Genomic DNA, 18,903 nt, shown 5'->3' on the forward strand with positions numbered 1-18,903 from the left:
TTTAAAAATTATAAAATTAAAATATAGAAGGACTTATTTATGAAAGACTTAATTTCAATCATCGACGTCAAAGACCACGTTGGTGAAACAGTAAAAATCGGCGCTTGGGTTGCTGACAAATCAGGTAAAGGGAAACTTCAATTTCTTCAACTTCGCGATGGAACAGCATTTTTCCAAGCTGTTGTTTTCAAACCAAATATGATTGAAAAATTTGGTGAAGAAGAAGGAACAGCTAAATTTGATGAAATTAAACATCTCTCACAAGAAACTTCAGTTTATGTGACAGGTGTCGTTAAAGAAGATTCACGTTCAAAATTTGGTTATGAACTTGATGTGACTGATTTGGAAGTGATTGGTCAATCACATGATTATCCAATTACACCAAAAGAACACGGTGTTGAATTCCTCCTTGATAATCGTCATTTATGGTTGCGTTCAAAACGTCAAATGGCAATGATGCAAGTGCGTAATGCAATCATCTATGCAAGTTATGATTTCTTTGCGAAAAATGGCTTCATTAAATTTGATAGCCCAATTCTTTCTGGAAATGCTGCTGAAAACACAACAGAACTCTTTGAAACAGATTATTTTGGTAATTCTGCTTTCTTGTCACAATCAGGACAACTTTATCTTGAAGCTGGAGCAATGGCTCTTGGACGTGTTTTCGACTTTGGACCAGTATTCCGTGCTGAAAAATCAAAAACTCGTCGTCATTTGACAGAATTTTGGATGATGGATGCAGAATATCCATTTGTTACTCATGATGAATCATTGGATATTCAAGAAGCTTATGTGAAAGCTTTGATTCAAGGTGTTTTGGATAATGCTGCTTATGCTCTTGAAACACTTGAACGTGATACAAGCATGTTGCAAAAGTATATTGATACACCTTTCAAACGTGTTTCTTATGATGAGGCTATTGATTTGTTGCAAGCACACGAAAATGATGAAGATACAGATTATGAGCATGTAGAACATGGGGATGACTTCGGTTCGCCTCATGAAACATGGATTTCAAATTACTATGGTGTTCCAACATTTATCGTCAACTATCCTGCAAGTTTTAAAGCTTTCTACATGAAACCAGTCCCTGGTAACCCAGAACGCGTTTTGTGTGCTGACCTTTTGGCTCCAGAAGGCTATGGCGAAATCATTGGTGGTTCAGAACGTGAAACTGATTATGATTTGTTACTTAAGAAAATTGCTGATTTCGGTTTAGATCCTAAAGATTATGATTGGTATTTAGAACTTCGTAAATTTGGTTCAGTTCCTCATGCTGGTTTCGGACTTGGTCTTGAACGTATGGTTACTTTTGTCGCTGGGACAGAACACATTCGTGAAGCAATTCCATTCCCACGTATGATTAACCGTATCCAACCTTAATAAAAATAAAAAACCTCTACTTTAAGAGGTTTTTTATTTTTACTATTAAGAGGTTTAATGCTAGTTTTAAAAGAATATTGTATGAAATGATTAATAAATTTGGAGAATGATAGCCTTTGCAAGACTGTGATATAATTAACTTATGAAAAATAAAGAAGAACCTCGGATGAAGTGGTCGGATGATGAATATGAAGCAATGATAGATTTGGCAACAAGGCAGTTAGCTGAGCGAATGGCTGAAAGAGCTTTGATGACTTATGAGATTTATAAATATGATTATCTTGATTCGCAGTTTGTGGCCGATTTTATTGCAGAGTTTGTCATTAGTGCTTATCGTTCATATTTAATCAAACCAGAAAATCTTGATGAAGAGGTGATGCTTTTATTATTTGTCAACATGGCTTATGAAAATATGCGAGGATTGCCAGATGAAGTGGCACAATACCACAGACTTTTTAGACAACTTTGTGACCTTTATTATGAACAAGGTTGTTTACGTCATGCTCTGATTGACGAAGCAGACTATCAGGAAATGGTTTTGGCAATTTTAGCTGATATTTTTATGGAAGTGAAAATGAGAAAAAAATTTAAAAAGTAATTTTGTAATCTTAAAGGGGAGAAAATGGATTTAGATGCTTACCAAAAAGCAATTATCAAATTTGATTTGAATGAAAAAATAGAGAGTCAAAATGAAGTAGATTTTGCATTTGTGGATAAAGTTTTGGGATTATCTGGTGAAGCAGGTGAAGTGGCTGACAAGGTAAAAAAAGTTATCCGCGATCAAGAGGGAAAGCTGTCAGTCAATGATAAAAAGGCCATCGGTCAGGAGCTTGGTGATATTCTTTGGTATGTAGCAACGAGTGCACGTTATCTAGGAATTTCTCTTGAACAAATTGCGAGTGAAAATATTGAGAAATTAGAGAGTCGATTGAGCCGTGGCAAGATTTCAGGCTCAGGGGATGAGAGATGAAAATATTGATTGTGGCTGGTTTGCCAGATTTTATACCTAATGAAAGTTTTGATAAATATATTGGTGTGGATAGAGGGTCACTATTTTTAGTGGAAAAAGGTTATCAATTGGCTCTAGCAATTGGTGATTTTGATTCTGTCAGTAAAATTGAACTTGAAAAAATTTCTGTCAGTACTGACAGATTGATTAAATTGCCTGCTGAAAAAGATTTGACAGATTTAGAAGCGGCTTTAGATTTTGTTTTAGAGTATTTTGCTGATGCGGAAATTGTAATTGCTGGTGCTTTAGGTGGACGTTTGGACCATTTACTGACCAATGTTTATTTAGCAACACGACCAAAATATCAAGCCCTCGCTCCAAAAATGACTTTAGTTGACCGACAAAATTTGATGACCTATTTGTTGCCTGGTCAGCATTTACTAAAGAGAAAGCCAACTTACCAATATGTTGGATTTGTTCAAGTAGAAACAAAGGATAGTTTAGCCATTGAAGAAGCAAAATATCCTTTGAAAGCAGAGGATAATTTTAGTCAAATCTATGCTAGTAATGAATTTATCAGTGACCAAATGAAAGTTTCATTCAATCAGGGAATGGTCATTGTAATTTATTCAGGCGATTCGCATAAAAAATAAATAATAAGAGGTTAAGGAGAACGGAAAAAGTATGATTATTGGAGTCATTGGGGCAACATCAAATATTGCAAGTAAGGCTTATTTACCAGTTTATGCGAAAATGCAGGCGGACCATCGTTTTATTTTGTATTCTCGTCAGTGGGAAAAAGCTGAAGAAGTTCGCAAACATTATAAATTTGAATATGCGACAGAGGACTTGTCAGCACTAGAAACTGTGGATTTGGTTATTATTCATGCGGCAACTTCCCAACATTTTGAGTTAGCTAAAAGATATTTGTCAGCGGGAGTTCCTGTTTTAATGGATAAACCTGTTTCAGAAAAATTAGCCGAAGTAAAAGAATTGCAAAAAATTGCTGACCAAAATAATACTTTATTTGTCGTCGCTTTTAATCGCAGATTTGCACCACAAACAGCTAAATTAAAAGCTCTCCCAGATAAAAATATGGTGAAAGTAAGTAAAAATTTAGCAAATTCTGCCAGTGAAAAAATTACATTTTCAATGTACGATATTTTTATTCACCCTCTGGACACCTTGATTTATTTGCTAGATGATGAGATTTTAGAAGTCAATTATTCATTAAAGAAGAATCAAGACGGGCAATTAACAAGAGCAATTGTTATGCTAGAAACAGCGACAACGAGTGGAATTGCCACAATGAACTTAGAAGCTGGTGCCTTTACTGAAGAATTTACAGTAGAAAGTCCTAGAGAAAGCCTTCGCTTGTCAGAACTGTGCGAACTTGAAAAATTTACAGGAATTGACCGTCAAAAATTTGGAATAAGTGGTTGGCAAAGTGCGACATACAATCGTGGTTTTGATGAAATCATTTCTGCCATGGTTCTAGCGGTTGAAAAATTTGATGGTCAAAATCGTCAAGAATTACTGACAGAACTTAGACAAGAAAATATTCTAAAATCCCACGAAATCATTGACCAAATGTTAAAATGAAAAGTTACTGACAGAAATATTAGCATATCTGTAAACTGCTAAAGCAGTCACAGCTATCCTATGACAGAAATATTAGACTATCTTAAAAATACTGACAGAGTTAAAAAATTTCTGTCAGTATTTTTTTAGGCTGAGCCTTGCATTATTGTCAATAAAAAAGTATAATTATAAAAAAATTAAGAAAAGGAGTCCGCATGACAACACAACAATCTAAAGTCTTTTATTTTTGGTGCAGATAGTTTGTGTTTATGCAATTGGCGTAGATACAACTTTTGAGTATACTCAAGTTTCTGCGCCGGGATTCAAAGAAGACCGGATAGTAAAAACTATCTGGTCTTTCTTTTTTAATTTTTTTACCCTTTCTTTCGACTCTAAAGTAAAATTAATCGTAAAGACCGACTCCAAGCAGGGTTTTGCTAGATGAATGGAAGGGAACTTATAAAAGAAAGCTTTGCTTTCACACATTAGAAAAGAGGAATTTTATGGAAAATTCTACAGGCTTGAAGTCTTCTTTAAAGACTCGCCACATTGTTATGCTCTCACTTGGGGGAGCGATTGGTTCAGGACTATTTTTAGGTTCTGGAAAAGTCATTGCACAGGCTGGGCCAAGTGTATTACTCTCATACATCTTAGCTGGACTGACACTTTATGTTGTTATGTATGGTGTTGGGAAAATGGTCATCCATCAAGATGAACATAAGGCTGGAATGGCCGGAGTTGTTGCTCCTTTTATTGGGGACCACTGGGCGCATTTTGCGGACTGGGTTTACTGGGCAACTTGGATGGCCGTCCTAATTGCAGAAGAAGCAGGGGTATCAACTTTCCTTGCCATGCTAATTCCTGGAGTGCCATTATGGGTTTTCGCCCTGATTGTAGCAGTTCTTGGAACAGCAATTAATCTCTGGTCAGTTAGAGCTTTTGCCGAAACGGAATATTGGCTTGCCTTTATTAAAGTCGCTGTTATTTTAATTTTAATTGCACTCGGAATTTATTTATTAGTTATTAATGATGCTCATCTTGGTTTTGTTGCTGATACCGCTCAAAAAGTATCGACTAAAAGTACAGCACCAAGCTTTGCTCCTAATGGCTTTTCAGGATTTTTAACTTCATTATTGGTTGTTATTTTCTCATTTGGTGGTTCTGAATTGGCAGCAATTACAGTTGCTGAAACGGAAAATCCAAAAGTAGCGATTCCGAGAGCTATTCGAGGTGTTTTAATTCGGATTATTAGTTTTTATGTTATTCCAATCTTTTTATTCTTGCATTTATTACCATGGAGCGAAGTTTCAAATCCAGATGCAGCAAGTCCATTTGCTACAATTTTTGCTCGAGTAGGAATTCCACACGCTGATAAAATCGTTCTCGTAATTATTGTTATTGCAATTTTCTCAGCGGTTAACTCAGCAATTTATGCCACTTCACGCTCACTCTATTCACGCATTCAAGGTTCAAATTCTTATGTGGGTCAAAGATTGGGCAAATTATCTAAAAACCAAGTCCCAACGAATGCGATTTTAGTTTCATCATTTGTTTTGTTTATTGGTGTACTTTTGTCAGCAATTTTGGGTGATGGATTCTGGCAATTTGTGGCTGGTTCGATTTCATTTACGATTTCAATTGTTTGGATTCTCCTTTTAGTCGCTGCTCTTGTTTTATATTTTAAACATAAAGAAGTAACGAATTGGTTTGTTAAGTTGGCAACACTTGTTGTGCTTATTGCTTTAACGATTATCTTTATCATGCAAATTGTCACTAATCCATGGACTTTGTCAGTCTTTGCTCTAGTGATTTGCCTCCTTTCTTACTTTACTTACCGAAAGAAAAAAGCATAATAATAAAAAACATTCATTTTAAATGAATGTTTTTCTTTTGTTTGAGCTCTAGGTATTCAATAAACTTTTCTTTGATTAAATCATTTTTGATAAGTGACAATTTTTGCTTGCGAACAAGTTTATGTTTAAACCACCATTCACAAGACATGGCATCATTTTTATTATCAAAATCAACAGAGGCAAGCAGCTTCACTGGCAATCTTGTTTTTGTATATTTCGCCCCTTTACCAGAGTTATGAGTGGCAAGTCTTTTTTCTAAATCAGTGGTATAGCCACAGTAGAGAGTCTTATCTGAGCATTGTAAAATGTAAGTAAAATATTGGTTCATAAGTTTTTTTCTAAAATAGTGAGAAATTCAAAAGGAGTAAATTCATGAGTAGGCTCCCAAATCTTTTGAAATTGATTAATCATTCCATTGTGAGAAACAATGAGAATATTTTGAGCAGAAGGAAAAAGTTGAGGAAGTTTTTCTAAAAATATTTTAGCACGTTCATGAATTGAAGCAAGAGATTCAATACCTAAAGTAAGATTTTCTTCATTTTCTATATTAAGTTGTGCCCAATCTCGATTTTCTTTTGTTTGATTTTCCAATTTTCCAAGGCCTCGTTCACGTAATAAAGGTTCAAAGAGTAGTAAGGCTCCTATTTTATTAGAAATTATCATTGCAGTTTCCTTAGCACCTTGTAAATCTGATGATAAAATCAAGTCAAATTTTACTGACGAAAGTTTGTCAGCTAAAATTTCGGACTGTTGAATTCCTGTGCCAGTGAGAGGACTGTTCAACCAACCCGTCAGCAAATTTTGCTGAATACTTCGCGTTTCACCATGTCTGACTAAATATAATTTCATAGTCAGATTATACCATTTAACGTAGCCAAAGTTAAGAGCTAGCTTGCCATTCGTGGTATAATAAGAGTATGATTACTTCACTTACGATTCTTTCAAGTCTTGCAATAATTGTAACCGCAGTTATTGCTTTTGCGGAATATCAAGCTGGAAAAAGACGTCATTCAACCACTCTATCTATCGAAATGCTTCATAAGCAAAAAGACGATTTTATTAAATGGTTTTATGATTATCTTCATATCTCACAAGTGTTGATGCGAGTAACAATTCAACTTAACATGGACCGCTTAGAACAACGTCATTTTGAAAGTACAAATGACTCTAGTAATCAGCGACGCATTATTCGTATTAATGAGAATACGATGTCAAGAGATCGTAATGCAGCAGATTTAAATTATCAAATGATGCTTTTAAATCTGGTGATTGATGACCGTAAGCCTTATTTTGAAAATACTCAGATCAAGGTCCGCTCAAATTTTGAGACATTGATGCATGACATCAATGAATTTACAAGAAAAATTCATATAGAATATGATGAAAAAATGAAAGAAACGGATGATGCAGGTTGCCGTTCCATTATGAATGAAGCTCGAAAGATGGCTAGAAATACGATGGAAACTATCGAAAAATCTAACCATGAAATGGGTGAGCAAGTCAAACATGATATTCAAGCACTCGAAGATGAAGTAGAACATTATTTTAAAAAATAAAAAAACATGAATATACACCTTCACTATGGAGAAGACACCAATATCTGCAATCAAAACAAAATAATAAAAGGAAAATAAATGCCACAAGATAAAATAGTAATACATGGTGCACGTGAGCACAATTTAAAAAATATAGATGTTGAAATTCCAAGAGATAAATTAGTTGTTGTTACTGGGGTTTCAGGGTCTGGGAAATCATCTCTGGCCTTTGAAACTTTATATGCAGAAGGTCAACGTCGATATGTTGAATCTTTGTCAGCTTATGCCAGACAGTTTTTAGGAAATATGGATAAACCAGATGTTGATTCAATTGATGGTTTGTCGCCAGCAATCTCTATTGACCAAAAAACAACTTCTAAAAATCCTCGCTCAACAGTCGGGACGGTTACGGAAATTAATGACTATTTGCGTCTATTATACGCCCGTGTTGGGACGCCATATTGTGTGAATGGTCATGGAAAAATTTCGGCACAGTCAGTTGAAGAAATTGTTGAACAAATTCTTGAACTCCCTGAAAAAACACGTTTACAAATTCTCGCTCCTGTCGTACGTACCAAAAAAGGGACTCATGTTAAAATGTTTGAGCGTATCCAAAAAGATGGTTATGTTCGTGTTCGTGTTGATGGCGAAGTTTATGATATTTCAGAAGTTCCAGAACTTGATAAAAATAAAAAGCACAACATTGAAATTGTTATTGACCGGATTGTTGTAAAAGAAGGAATTCGTTCGCGTCTTTTTGACTCTGTAGAGGCTGCGCTTCATCAGGCTGAGGGTTATGTTATTGTTGATAAAATGGATGGTTCAGAGCTTCTATTTAGTGAATTTTATGCCTGTCCAGTTTGTGGATTTACCGTTCCAGAACTTGAACCACGTCTTTTCTCATTCAATGCTCCTTTTGGCTCATGCCCAGATTGTGATGGTTTAGGAGTTAAATTGGAACCCGATGTCGATTTATTGATTCCTGATACAAGCAAAACACTGCGTGAGGGGGCAATTATTTATTGGTATGGGAAAGCCTCAACTTATTACCCTGCTCTTTTAGAGCAAGCAATGGAGCAATTCGGCATTGATTTAGATAGGCCTTGGGAAAAACTGTCAGAAAAAGAACAACAAATTGTTTTATATGGAAATGGAGATAAACTTTTCCATTTTCTGCACGAAGGAGATTTTGGATTACGTGACCAAGATATGACCTTTGTTGGGGTCATTCCTAATCTTTGGCGTCGTTATCGTTCAGGAATGAGTGAGTCAGCTAGAGAAATGGCGCGTTCTTACATGACTGAATTGACTTGTACGACTTGTCATGGTTATCGTTTAAATGATCAAGCACTTTCTGTTAAAGTGGGAGAGAAAAATATTGCTGAATTTTCAATTCTGTCAATTGGCGATACACTTGATTATGTGAAAAGTTTAGTTCTTTCTGCAAATAATGAAATTATCGCAAAACCTATTTTGAAAGAAATTAAAGACCGTTTGACTTTCTTGAAAAATGTTGGTTTGGATTATCTTACGCTATCTCGTTCAAGCGGAACACTTTCTGGTGGAGAGTCACAACGCATTCGTTTAGCGACACAAATTGGTTCAAATTTATCAGGCGTTTTGTATATTCTGGATGAACCTTCCATTGGTTTACATCAAAGAGATAATGACAGATTGATTGAGTCTTTACAAAAGATGCGTGATTTGGGGAATACCTTAATTGTCGTTGAACATGATGAGGACACGATGATGGCAGCCGATTGGCTCATTGATGTTGGCCCTGGGGCAGGTGATTTAGGAGGTGAAATTATTGCCTCTGGAACACCAAAACAAGTCATGAAAAATAAAAAATCACTGACAGGGCAATATTTGTCAGGAAAAAGAGCCATTCCAGTTCCCGAAAAACGTCGAGCCATTGATAAGAAAAAAATGGTCAAGATTACAGGTGCAAGTGAGAACAACTTGCAAAACCTTGACGTTGAGTTTCCAATGGGAGTTATGACGGCTGTAACTGGGGTTTCTGGTTCTGGTAAATCAACTTTAGTTAACAGTATTTTAAAGAAATCATTAGCTCAAAAATTGAATCACAACTCAGAGAAACCTGGTAAGCATAAAAAAATTACTGGTTATGAAGGAATTGAGCGTTTGATTGATATTGACCAAAGTCCAATTGGTCGAACTCCACGTTCAAATCCGGCTACTTATACCAGCGTCTTTGATGACATTCGTGATTTATTTGCCAATACAAATGAAGCAAAAATTCGTGGTTATAAAAAAGGACGTTTCTCATTTAATGTTAAAGGTGGACGTTGTGAAGCCTGTTCTGGTGATGGAATCATCAAAATTGAAATGCATTTCTTGCCGGATGTTTATGTTCCATGTGAAGTTTGCCATGGCAGACGTTACAATTCAGAAACTTTAGAAGTTCATTATAAAGGGAAGAATATTTCGGAAGTACTCGATATGCGCGTGTCTGATGGCTTGGAATTCTTCCGTCATATTCCAAAAATTGAACGTAAACTCCAAACGATTGTTGATGTAGGTTTGGGATATGTGACGCTTGGACAACCGGCAACTACTTTATCAGGTGGGGAAGCTCAACGGATGAAATTAGCTTCTGAATTACAAAAACGTTCAAATGGTAAAGCTTTTTATATCTTGGATGAACCAACAACTGGTTTGCACAGTGAAGATATTGCGACCCTGATTCAAGTATTAGACCGTTTGGTTGAACAAGGAAATACGATTGTTGTCATTGAACATAATTTGGATGTCATTAAAACAGCAGATTACATCATCGACTTAGGTCCAGAAGGTGGTGCTGGTGGTGGAACAATTCTTGCCAAAGGAAGACCAGAAGAGGTAGCAAAAGTTGCTGACAGCTATACTGGTCAGTATTTGAAAGCAAAATTGGAAAAATAGGACTGATGGAAATTTAGACTTGTAATTAAAAGACTTGTCAGTAAGTGTAGAGGGTTGATAGAACTGTCAGCTTCACTGCCAGTTCCTTTGTTCACCGATAAAATGCTTCCTCTGGTCGCATTTTACTGACAGGATTTATCTTAGAAATATTTATTAGATAAGCTTTCTGTCAGTAAGTTTTACAATAAAAAGCGTAATCTATAAACTTAGATTACGCTTTTGAGGAAAGAAAATGGATAAATTTAAGGAAATTTTTGAAGCGATTAAAGCTGACCCACAGAACAAAGAATATACAAAAGAAGGGATAGAGCCGCTTTATTCTGTCCATAAAGAAGCAAAAATTTGTATTATTGGTCAGGCGCCAGGTATTCGAGCACAAGAATCACGACTCTTTTGGAATGATCCGTCAGGTGACCGCCTGCGTGATTGGCTTGGAATTGACCGAACCACTTTTTATGAGTCAAATAAAATATCTATTTTGCCTTTAGATTTTTATTTTCCTGGAAAAGGAAAATCAGGTGATCTGCCACCTCGGGCAGGTTTTGCTCAAAAATGGCATAAAGCACTTTTAGAAGAAATGCCTGAGATTGAACTTTTTATTCTAGTAGGTTCTTATGCCATAAAGTATTATTTAAATTTAAAATCATCAGCAAAAACAACAGAAGTGATTCGTGATTTTGAAGCTTACTTACCAAAATATTTTCCGCTTGTTCATCCCAGCCCACGAAATAATATTTGGTTAGCCAAAAATCCGTGGTTTGAGCCTGAACTTTTACCAGAACTAAAAAAAAGAGTTGCTCAATTAATGAAATAAATTACTGACAGGCTGTCAGTAATAAAAAAAGTTACTGACAGTATGTTAGTAACTTTTTTATATCCAATTACTCAATATATTTTTCTGACATCACTATTTTCAGATTTTAAGCCAATGTATTCAAATTATGCCAGTTCTATCCATAGGATATCTTCTGAAATTCTTTTTCCGCCAATTCATACAAACAATGATTCAGATGGTAATGGTCCAAAAATTGATAAATATTAACCGATTCAATCACATCAAAATAGCTAATATAATCAACAATATAGTCATGTATTTCCTGTTTATTAATAGTGACTTTGATTTCATCCTCAAATATTTCAGTAATTGCTTGGTGCATTTCCGAATATTCTTTGCTGATAATTGAATAAGCTAATTCAAAAGGTGCATCCGTCGTATCAACAAAGACATTAAAATATTCATAACTTCCGCCATTAGCTTCAAATATCTCCCAGAGAAGAAGAATCGCTTCATGGTTTGCTCTTACCTCTTGCGGATTTATTGCGTCGAAGTATTCTCCACGATGATTGTCTTTATTAAGAATATGGATCAGTTCATGAGCGACTTCAAAAGGAGAAGCATCCTTGAAATTATAAACCATTATTTTGTTATCCACATTAACCACCGCAGCTATTGGAAAAGTATCTACTGCAAAAATCTCAAAGCCACATTTTTCAATTTCTTTGAGGAGATAGTCTAAAAGCTCCTGTCTGCCCATAGAAAACCTCCTTATTTATCCTTATCTTCCAAACGTTTCCCAAGAGCAAGTTTCATGGCATTTTTTATTTCATCAGTCAAAGGTTTGCCGTCAAATGAAACCCATTTATCCCAATTAACTTTGCTATCATCTACTAAATCAGCCAGATCAACGGTTTGGTTTTGTTCTCCATTTTTCAAAGCAACAATTTTTGTACTTTCTTTTTCTTGCTCTTTTTTCTCATTTTTAGCAAAACTAAGAACTTTTTCCTGCCGTATATCATTTAGAGACTTGCTGACTTCCACTATTTCGGCCACAGTTGAAGTTTGTTCTTGCTTACTTTGCCAATCCTCTAAAGAGTAGCCTTTTTTATATGAAGGATCAATATCAGATTTTAATATTCCTAAGCTATCAGAAATTTTTTGAAGATTACCCGCATTAGGTCTTGTGACTCCTTTTATATAGCCGGATAATGTTGTTGGAGGAATTCCAGCTTTTCTAGCAAATTCAGCTTGGGAAACTCCTTTTTCTTTTATTTTTTGTCTAATATTATTAGAAATAAGTTTTTTTAATTCCTCTTCTTGAGGTGTTAAAGTTCCTCTTCCCATTATTTCATCACTTTCTTGAAATTTATTCTACCGTTATTATAACGAATTAAACAGTATAAATCAATGGAATTTTTTAGAATATATGTAATTTTTCTTGGTGAACTGTTTAAACGGTATTTGTTGTAAAAAGGAAGGAGAAAACAATGATACAAGAGGAAGATTTTTGGAATTTAATTGAACAGAAACTTTTGGAAAGGATAATGAGTTTTGGAGAACTTTCAAGAAAAATTTTAAAAAATGGAAGTGATGGTCAAATCTATGATAAACGTGCGAAAAACCTATACCTATCAATAAAAACTCTTAAAAGACTAAGTTTTCTTTTCACTGATGATGAGCTCTATTTAATTTGTAGAGGCAATGAAAGGAGTGGTTATGATAATTACGCCAGCTTTTATAAATTCAGAGAGAAATAAAAAAGCAGGCGAAGAATTTTGGGCGTTTCGCCTAAGTAACATGGGAAGAGTTATTTGCAAGAGAATAGAAACTACATTTTATATTATTGCAATAGATACATGTTTTGATTTATATAAGCATTAAAAGATTTCTCACCCTCCGGTGCTTTTTCTTTTGGCTTTAATCGACCATTTAACTTGAAAATATCTATACAACTTCATATAATATAGAATATCTATGCACCGGTTTCTATCATAAAAAGTAACCTATTTTATGAGTTTTCTATTCTATAAAAATATTCTAGTGTATAGCAAGGCGTCTAAATTGATTAGACGTTTTTTTATTATTCATTCAATAAAAGAAGCATATAATAGATTCATTTCCAAAAATAAACTTTTTCATAAATACTTCTAAGCGCCTATTACTCCGATCGCTTTTTTTATAAGTTGACAAGTATAGTGTGATGTAGTACAAGATGACCACTTATATAAATGTTATAAAACTTCAATAATCGTGTTGGATTCTTACTGGATGAGTTTCGGTTGGCTCTTCCTGTTATTCATATTAGCTACTCTTTGGAGTGGCTTTTTTATTTTCCAATTTAAATACAAATTTATCGAATTCGACCAGTTTACATGATTGCTGACCTCAACAATATTTGGTATTATACGGTTTGTAGATAGGCGCCCCTCATTTTTGATGGTCGCCTAATTATGTTATAATAAAACTCTTAAACATGGGTGTCAGCAATTTGCTGGCATTTTTTATAAAAAACCTTAGTCTTTGTATTGAATTGTTATTTATGATAGTCTTTTATTAATATAAAATATAGGAGTATATTTATGAAAAAATTTACAATTACCATAATTTCCTTGTTATTACTTTTGACGTTGGGTGCATGTAACTCTCAAAAATCAAATACAAGCAATAGTTCTAAAGCGGAGACATCATCAAAAGTTACGAAAAAAAGTCCACAAAGTGATAATCCCACTCAACCCAGCAGTTCACAGCAAAGCCAGTCCACACACTCATCGCCACAAAGCAAAATAGTTGATACAAAAAATCTATCTGATTTGCAATTCAAACAATGGATTGCAATGTATGAAGGAGAACATCCTCTTGATGATAGACCAGAAAGAATTATTATTAGAAGGAACGATGCTGGTGAAAGAATTGCAAGAACTGACATTACACAAGGTCAGATTGATTCAAGGAACTATTTTGCAATAGATAGTAATGGCTTTTTAAAAAGTCTAGATTTTGAAAATTATCCAAACCTAAAGGTATCTTCAAAAAATTTTCCTATAATCAATCAAAAAAAATTAAATGAAAAAGAAGTATTATTCTGGGTAGTAGCTGTTCAAGATGCACTTTTTAAGAGTGAAGGTATCAATCCAGGATTTGATGTATTCTATGATGTAAATATTCATTTAGAAAATAACATTGTCTATGCGGATGTTTTTAGAATAGATTATTCAGATGATCCAAATGGCGGAGTAGCAATTGCTAATAAGACTAAAATTAATGAGTTCATGGTTAATGCTGATGGAGATTTAGAGATGATGGATAAAAATGATAGTTCCAAATACACAATTATTTCCAAAATATTTATGGACACGTCAATGATTAAATAAAGTAAATAGTATTAATTTCTTTCATAAGTTATTTTGAAAAAGTAATAATTTCTGTTTATTAATAGTTAGTTCAGTTGGATAGAGCTAACGGCTCATAACATTTGGTCGCTGGTTTGAGTCCAGCAATAACCATAAATAAAAAGCCTCTTAATTATAAGAGGCTTTTTTATATTTTAATCGCTAAATTCAGTTCTTTCCATTTGAATATGTTGAATACCAGCTTCTTCAAAAACTTGCCCTACCTCATTAAAGCCGTGTTTGCTATATAAACCTTTGGCAGAAAGTTGTGCATGAAGTTCTAATTTATTTAATTTGCTTTCTTTAGCAAACTCAATCAGACGATTGATTAGAAGAGTTGCATAACCATGACCTCTTGCTTCTTTTAAAATTGCCATTCGTTGAATTAGCGCTTTTTTTTCATCCAAATCAGCAAGCAAACGAACGGTACCTTTGGCAAGACCATCGTCATAAAGAACAAAATGAACAGAAGAGGCCTCTTCAAGAGCGTTTCCAACTTCAAGTTCATAAGGAACGCCTTGTTCTTTGACAAAAACTTGATTACGAATCCGTAAAGCATCAAAATAAATATCAGACATAGTATCACGAGTTACTCTAATTTCCATAATTTCTCCTAAAGATTAGTTTGCTTAAAAGCCTTGGATTTATTATAATATAAATAGTCTAAAAATAGCAGAAATAAGTTATTTAAAATAACAATTATTCAATCATTTATTTTAAGAAAGACAAAAATATATTAAATAAAGGAAATTTATGTTCAAAAATAGTAAATTATTCTTCTGGACAGTGGAAATATTAGCCGTTACTTTGTTAATCTTTCTCTTGTCTCAGATTGATTTTGTATTTCAACCCATTAAAACATTGTTGACGCTCTTATTTGTCCCATTTATTATTGCAGGTTTTTTATATTATGTTTTTAATCCTGTTGTTACTTTCATGGAAGAGAAGTTAAGAATAAAAAAGGTATTAGGAATTTTTATTGTTCTTTTATTAATCTTAGGAATGATTATTTTTGCAGTTGCCTCAGTCATTCCAAGCTTAATTTCACAGTTGACAAGTCTAATTAATGCAACTGGGAAAGCTTATCCACAAGTTAGGGCTTGGATTGAAGGGCTTCAACATAATCCACGATTCGCTCAAATCTACGACCAACTTGATGTTAATAGTCTTGTTGAGAAATTAAATCTTTCGTATACTGATATTTTGCACAATTTGCTTAATAGTATCACGGTTAGTGTTGGAAGTATCGTTGGTATCATTACAAGCATTGTTATGGTAATGATTTTGGTACCAATCTTACTTTACTATATGCTTAAAGATGGTGAAAAGATTATTCCGTTTTTGAAGGAAAATGTTTTGACCGAAGATAGATTGAATATCTTTGAACTTCTTGAAAATATGAATCATACGATTTCACGTTATATTTCAGGAGTTGCGCTTGATGCCTTGCTTGTCTTTATTGTCGTCTTTATTGGTTACATGGTTCTTGGAATTCCTTATGCCTTTCTTTTTGCACTCTTTGCTGGAGTAACAAATCTCATTCCTTATGCGGGTCCATATATTGGTGTTTTACCGATGATAGTAACGGTGGCCTTTAATCGACCAGTAACAGCACTTATTGCCGTTATCTATGTCCTTGTTTTGCAACAGCTTGATGGTAATCTGGTTTATCCTAAAATTGTGGGGTCAGCTGTTAAAGTTCATCCAGTAACCGTTATGATTCTCATGTTAATTTCTGGAAGTTTGTATGGAATTTTAGGAATGATTATCGCTGTTCCTGCTTATTGCTTAGTCAAAGAGATTGTTAAATTTGCCAATAGCCTTTATAATAATCATAAAGCCGAACAAAGAAAAATTATTTCAAAATGAGAACAAAAATATGATATAATAATTCTATCTAAATTGTTAACTCTCATTTTCATTAAATTTGAGTTGGCAAAGTTTTGAGTGTTAAAAATAAACACTATAATATTTTTCTCAAGGAGCACTAATGTCAAACCCTGATCCCGAGAGTGTATCGATACTCTTGCAGATTCTTTTACTTATTTTTTTAACAGCTTTAAATGCCTTCTTTTCAGCCAGTGAGATGGCCATGGTCAGTCTCAGCCGGACGAAAGTAGAACAAAAGGCTAGCGAAGGTGATAAGAAATATATCAACCTTGTTAATATCCTTAATCAACCAAGTAATTTCCTCTCAACGATTCAAATTGGGATTACTTTGATTAATATTTTAGCGGGGGCTAGTTTGGCCGAAGCCTTATCTTCACGTTTAGCTCCACTGTTAGGTGGAACAGCTCTAGCTAAAACTTTGGCTCAAATTATTGTTTTAGCTGTCTTAACTTATGTCTCTCTCGTATTTGGTGAACTTTATCCGAAACGAATTGCCCAAAACCTCAAAGAAAAATTGGCCTTAAGAGTCGCACCACCTATCCAATTTTTGGGAAAAGTGATGAAACCTTTCGTTTGGTTTTTAGCAAGTTCAACAAATGTCTTAAGCCGATTGACTCCGATGAAATTTGATGATTTGGATGAAGGGATGACTCGAGATGAGATTGAGTATTTACTCAATACAAATGATGAAGCACTTGACGCTAATGAGCGTGAAATGATTACTGGGGTGTTCAGCTTAGACGAGTTGGTTGCGCGTGAAATCATGGTTCCAAGAACGGATGCTTTCATGATTGATATTAATGATGATTCACGTGAAAATATTACCGCTATTCTAAGTGAAACTTATTCACGGGTACCAGTTTATGATGATGATAAAGATAATATTCTGGGAATTTTACATGTGAAAAAACTTTTAAGATATTCTTTTGACCATGGTTTTGATGATATTGACTTACGAGAAATTCTTCAAGAACCTTTGTTTGTTCCTGAAACAATCTTTGTTGATGACTTAATGCGTCAAATGCGTAAAACTCAGAATCAAATGGCTGTATTATTAAACGAATATGGTGGTGTTGAAGGCGTAGTTACCTTAGAAGATTTACTAGAAGAAATCGTTGGTGAAATTGATGACGAAACCGATATTGCTGAAGAAGAAGTCTTCAAAATCGGTGAAAATCTCTATGTTGTCCAAGGGAAAATGACTTTGAATGACTTCAATGAAGAATTTGATACACATCTTGAAAGCAATGACGTTGATACAATTGCAGGTTATTTCTTAGCGACAACTGGTAAAATTCCAGCCAAAGGACAACAAATTGTCTGCAAAGTAGATAATGATGAAGATCATTTTTCACTGACAAGTTTAGAAGTCTCTGGAAAACGTGTGGTTAAACTTCGTGTTGAATTTGATGTCGAACCAGAAGAAACAGAAATTTAAAAAAATTACTGACAGAAATTCTGTCAGTTTTTTTATAGAATAAAACTGATAATTATTTAGATAAGCCCTTACATTTAGGTACTGACAAGAAATAATTTACTAAAACTTTTTACTGACAGAGCCCTTATCTGTAACTTTTACTGACAGAATTTGATTTGATAAAATCAATGAATTGCGGTATGATAGGGGTGTGAAATAGTGTTTTGAATTGGAGAAGATGATGTCAGAGAATATAGATGAACTTAAAAAAGTTACTGGACTGATTCATTCAACTGAATCTTTTGGTTCTGTTGATGGCCCTGGGGTCCGTTTTATTATTTTCATGCAAGGCTGTCGGATGCGTTGCAAGTATTGTCACAACCCTGATACTTGGGCATTAAAGTCAGATAAAGCGACAGAGCGTACCGTAGAAGATGTTATGGATGAGGCACTTCGTTTTAGAGGTTTTTGGGGAGAGAAAGGTGGAATTACCGTTTCTGGTGGTGAGGCGCTCCTTCAAATTGACTTTGTATTAGCTCTTTTCAAATATGCAAAATCTCTCGGTATTCATACAACACTTGATACAGCGGCTCAACCATATTTGACTGATAAATATGTAACCGAAAAAATTGATGAGTTACTAGATTATACCGACTTAGTATTATTAGACATTAAAGAAATAAATCCAGAACGACACAAAGAATTGACAGCTAATAAAAACGATAATATTTTAGCTTTTGCACAGTATTTATCAGACCGTGGTAATGCAATGTGGGTTCGTCACGTTCTTGTTCCTGGTGAAAGTGATTTTGATGAAGATTTAGTTCAATTAGGTGAATTTGTAAAAACTTTAAAAAATGTCTTGAAATTTGAAATTTTACCTTACCATACAATGGGTGAATTTAAATGGCGTGAATTAGGTTGGAAATATCCGCTTGAAGGTGTGAAACCTCCAACAAAAGATCGTGTTCATAATGCTAAAGAAATCATGAATACAGAATCTTATCAAGATTACTTAGAACGTATAAGATAAAAAATAAAAATGAATTTGAAGTTATTCAGATTCATTTTTTTGTTACAAAACGAACAATCGAATAAAATCAGTCCTAAATGAAAATGAAAATGTGCTTAATCAGCCATTTTTTGGTATAATTTAAGGGATGATAACCCAAATAATTTTTAGTTAAAACTAGAAGTTTAAGTGGG

At 34.3% G+C, this 18,903-nt stretch carries 19 protein-coding genes and 1 tRNA gene; 15 read left to right on the forward strand and 5 right to left on the reverse strand.

Going from position 1 to position 18,903, the window contains the following annotated elements; translation table 11 throughout:
• The first annotated feature begins 39 nt into the window (after positions 1 to 39).
• The 6 genes from asnS to IAE52_RS05370 all read left to right on the forward strand — a co-directional run bounded on the left by asnS (position 40) and on the right by IAE52_RS05370 (position 5,766).
• On the forward strand, positions 40 to 1,383 hold the full coding sequence (gene asnS, locus IAE52_RS05345; RefSeq protein WP_023189076.1) for an asparagine--tRNA ligase: 1,344 nt from the start codon (positions 40 to 42) through the stop codon (positions 1,381 to 1,383).
• Positions 1,384 to 1,525: 142 nt separating this feature from the next.
• Positions 1,526 to 1,981, forward strand: coding sequence for a hypothetical protein (locus IAE52_RS05350; protein WP_021722656.1), 456 nt, complete (start codon positions 1,526 to 1,528; stop codon positions 1,979 to 1,981).
• Positions 1,982 to 2,005: 24 nt separating this feature from the next.
• Complete coding sequence (locus tag IAE52_RS05355) at positions 2,006 to 2,353, forward strand: nucleoside triphosphate pyrophosphohydrolase family protein (protein WP_012898400.1); 348 nt, start codon at positions 2,006 to 2,008, stop codon at positions 2,351 to 2,353.
• Positions 2,350 to 2,985: a thiamine diphosphokinase gene (locus IAE52_RS05360; protein WP_033899876.1), complete on the forward strand. Its 636-nt coding sequence runs from the start codon at positions 2,350 to 2,352 to the stop codon at positions 2,983 to 2,985. The genes IAE52_RS05355 and IAE52_RS05360 overlap by 4 nt, the downstream gene beginning before the upstream one ends.
• A 31-nt stretch (positions 2,986 to 3,016) precedes the next feature.
• Entirely contained in the window at positions 3,017 to 3,934 is a 918-nt protein-coding gene (locus tag IAE52_RS05365) for a Gfo/Idh/MocA family protein (protein WP_033899877.1), read from the forward strand.
• A 482-nt stretch (positions 3,935 to 4,416) separates the two neighbouring features.
• Positions 4,417 to 5,766 carry an amino acid permease gene (locus tag IAE52_RS05370; protein ID WP_017864937.1) on the forward strand — a complete coding sequence of 450 codons (1,350 nt, stop codon included), beginning with the start codon at positions 4,417 to 4,419 and terminating at the stop codon, positions 5,764 to 5,766.
• Positions 5,767 to 5,779: 13 nt separating this feature from the next.
• Here the strand turns inward: IAE52_RS05370 and IAE52_RS05375 are convergent, their stop codons facing one another.
• Positions 5,780 to 6,094: a GIY-YIG nuclease family protein gene (locus IAE52_RS05375; RefSeq protein WP_010906152.1), complete on the reverse strand. Its 315-nt coding sequence runs from the start codon at positions 6,092 to 6,094 to the stop codon at positions 5,780 to 5,782.
• Positions 6,091 to 6,615 (reverse strand): histidine phosphatase family protein, encoded by a 525-nt coding sequence (locus tag IAE52_RS05380; protein WP_015426995.1) that lies wholly within the window; start codon positions 6,613 to 6,615, stop codon positions 6,091 to 6,093. Before IAE52_RS05380 ends, IAE52_RS05375 begins: the two co-directional genes overlap by 4 nt.
• Before the next feature lie 68 nt (positions 6,616 to 6,683).
• Between IAE52_RS05380 and IAE52_RS05385 the strand changes: the two genes are divergently transcribed.
• The 3 genes from IAE52_RS05385 to IAE52_RS05395 all read left to right on the forward strand — a co-directional run bounded on the left by IAE52_RS05385 (position 6,684) and on the right by IAE52_RS05395 (position 11,037).
• Entirely contained in the window at positions 6,684 to 7,322 is a 639-nt protein-coding gene (locus IAE52_RS05385; RefSeq protein WP_003130310.1) for a hypothetical protein, read from the forward strand.
• Between the two features lie 78 nt (positions 7,323 to 7,400).
• On the forward strand, positions 7,401 to 10,223 hold the full coding sequence (gene uvrA, locus IAE52_RS05390; protein ID WP_017864935.1) for an excinuclease ABC subunit UvrA: 2,823 nt from the start codon (positions 7,401 to 7,403) through the stop codon (positions 10,221 to 10,223).
• 232 nt (positions 10,224 to 10,455) lie between these two features.
• Positions 10,456 to 11,037 (forward strand): uracil-DNA glycosylase family protein, encoded by a 582-nt coding sequence (locus IAE52_RS05395; RefSeq protein ID WP_033899885.1) that lies wholly within the window; start codon positions 10,456 to 10,458, stop codon positions 11,035 to 11,037.
• 136 nt (positions 11,038 to 11,173) lie between these two features.
• Here IAE52_RS05395 and IAE52_RS05400 read toward each other — a convergent pair whose 3' ends face one another.
• Both IAE52_RS05400 and IAE52_RS05405 read right to left on the reverse strand, forming a co-directional pair.
• The gene (locus IAE52_RS05400) at positions 11,174 to 11,758 is read right to left on the reverse strand and encodes a hypothetical protein (protein ID WP_200136731.1); all 585 of its coding nucleotides are present in this window, start codon (positions 11,756 to 11,758) and stop codon (positions 11,174 to 11,176) included.
• An 11-nt stretch (positions 11,759 to 11,769) separates the two neighbouring features.
• The gene (locus IAE52_RS05405) at positions 11,770 to 12,345 is read right to left on the reverse strand and encodes a helix-turn-helix domain-containing protein (RefSeq protein WP_033899887.1); all 576 of its coding nucleotides are present in this window, start codon (positions 12,343 to 12,345) and stop codon (positions 11,770 to 11,772) included.
• 143 nt (positions 12,346 to 12,488) lie between these two features.
• Here IAE52_RS05405 and IAE52_RS05410 point away from each other — a divergent pair, with 143 nt between their 5' ends.
• The 3 genes from IAE52_RS05410 (at position 12,489) to IAE52_RS05420 (ending at position 14,504) form a co-directional block, all read left to right on the forward strand.
• Entirely contained in the window at positions 12,489 to 12,758 is a 270-nt protein-coding gene (locus IAE52_RS05410; protein ID WP_033899889.1) for a hypothetical protein, read from the forward strand.
• 822 nt (positions 12,759 to 13,580) lie between these two features.
• The gene (locus IAE52_RS05415) at positions 13,581 to 14,372 is read left to right on the forward strand and encodes a hypothetical protein (RefSeq protein ID WP_109991152.1); all 792 of its coding nucleotides are present in this window, start codon (positions 13,581 to 13,583) and stop codon (positions 14,370 to 14,372) included.
• 65 nt (positions 14,373 to 14,437) lie between these two features.
• Positions 14,438 to 14,504 (forward strand) — tRNA-Met (locus IAE52_RS05420).
• A 41-nt stretch (positions 14,505 to 14,545) separates the two neighbouring features.
• On the opposite strand, the gene IAE52_RS05425 is transcribed toward IAE52_RS05420, so the two are convergent.
• On the reverse strand, positions 14,546 to 14,995 hold the full coding sequence (locus IAE52_RS05425; RefSeq protein ID WP_033899893.1) for a GNAT family N-acetyltransferase: 450 nt from the start codon (positions 14,993 to 14,995) through the stop codon (positions 14,546 to 14,548).
• A gap of 148 nt (positions 14,996 to 15,143) precedes the next feature.
• On the opposite strand from IAE52_RS05425, the gene IAE52_RS05430 reads away from it, so the two are divergent.
• The 3 genes from IAE52_RS05430 (at position 15,144) to pflA (ending at position 18,730) form a co-directional block, all read left to right on the forward strand.
• Positions 15,144 to 16,259, forward strand: coding sequence for an AI-2E family transporter (locus IAE52_RS05430; RefSeq protein WP_033899895.1), 1,116 nt, complete (start codon positions 15,144 to 15,146; stop codon positions 16,257 to 16,259).
• Between the two features lie 121 nt (positions 16,260 to 16,380).
• Positions 16,381 to 17,718, forward strand: coding sequence for a hemolysin family protein (locus IAE52_RS05435; protein ID WP_015426970.1), 1,338 nt, complete (start codon positions 16,381 to 16,383; stop codon positions 17,716 to 17,718).
• Between the two features lie 217 nt (positions 17,719 to 17,935).
• Positions 17,936 to 18,730, forward strand: a complete 795-nt coding sequence (pflA, locus tag IAE52_RS05440) for a pyruvate formate-lyase-activating protein (RefSeq protein ID WP_003130318.1) — start codon at positions 17,936 to 17,938, stop codon at positions 18,728 to 18,730.
• Positions 18,731 to 18,903 lie beyond the last annotated feature (173 nt).

The organism is Lactococcus sp. S47, from assembly GCF_016517475.1.
Taxonomy (GTDB): Bacteria; Bacillota; Bacilli; order Lactobacillales; family Streptococcaceae; genus Lactococcus; species Lactococcus lactis.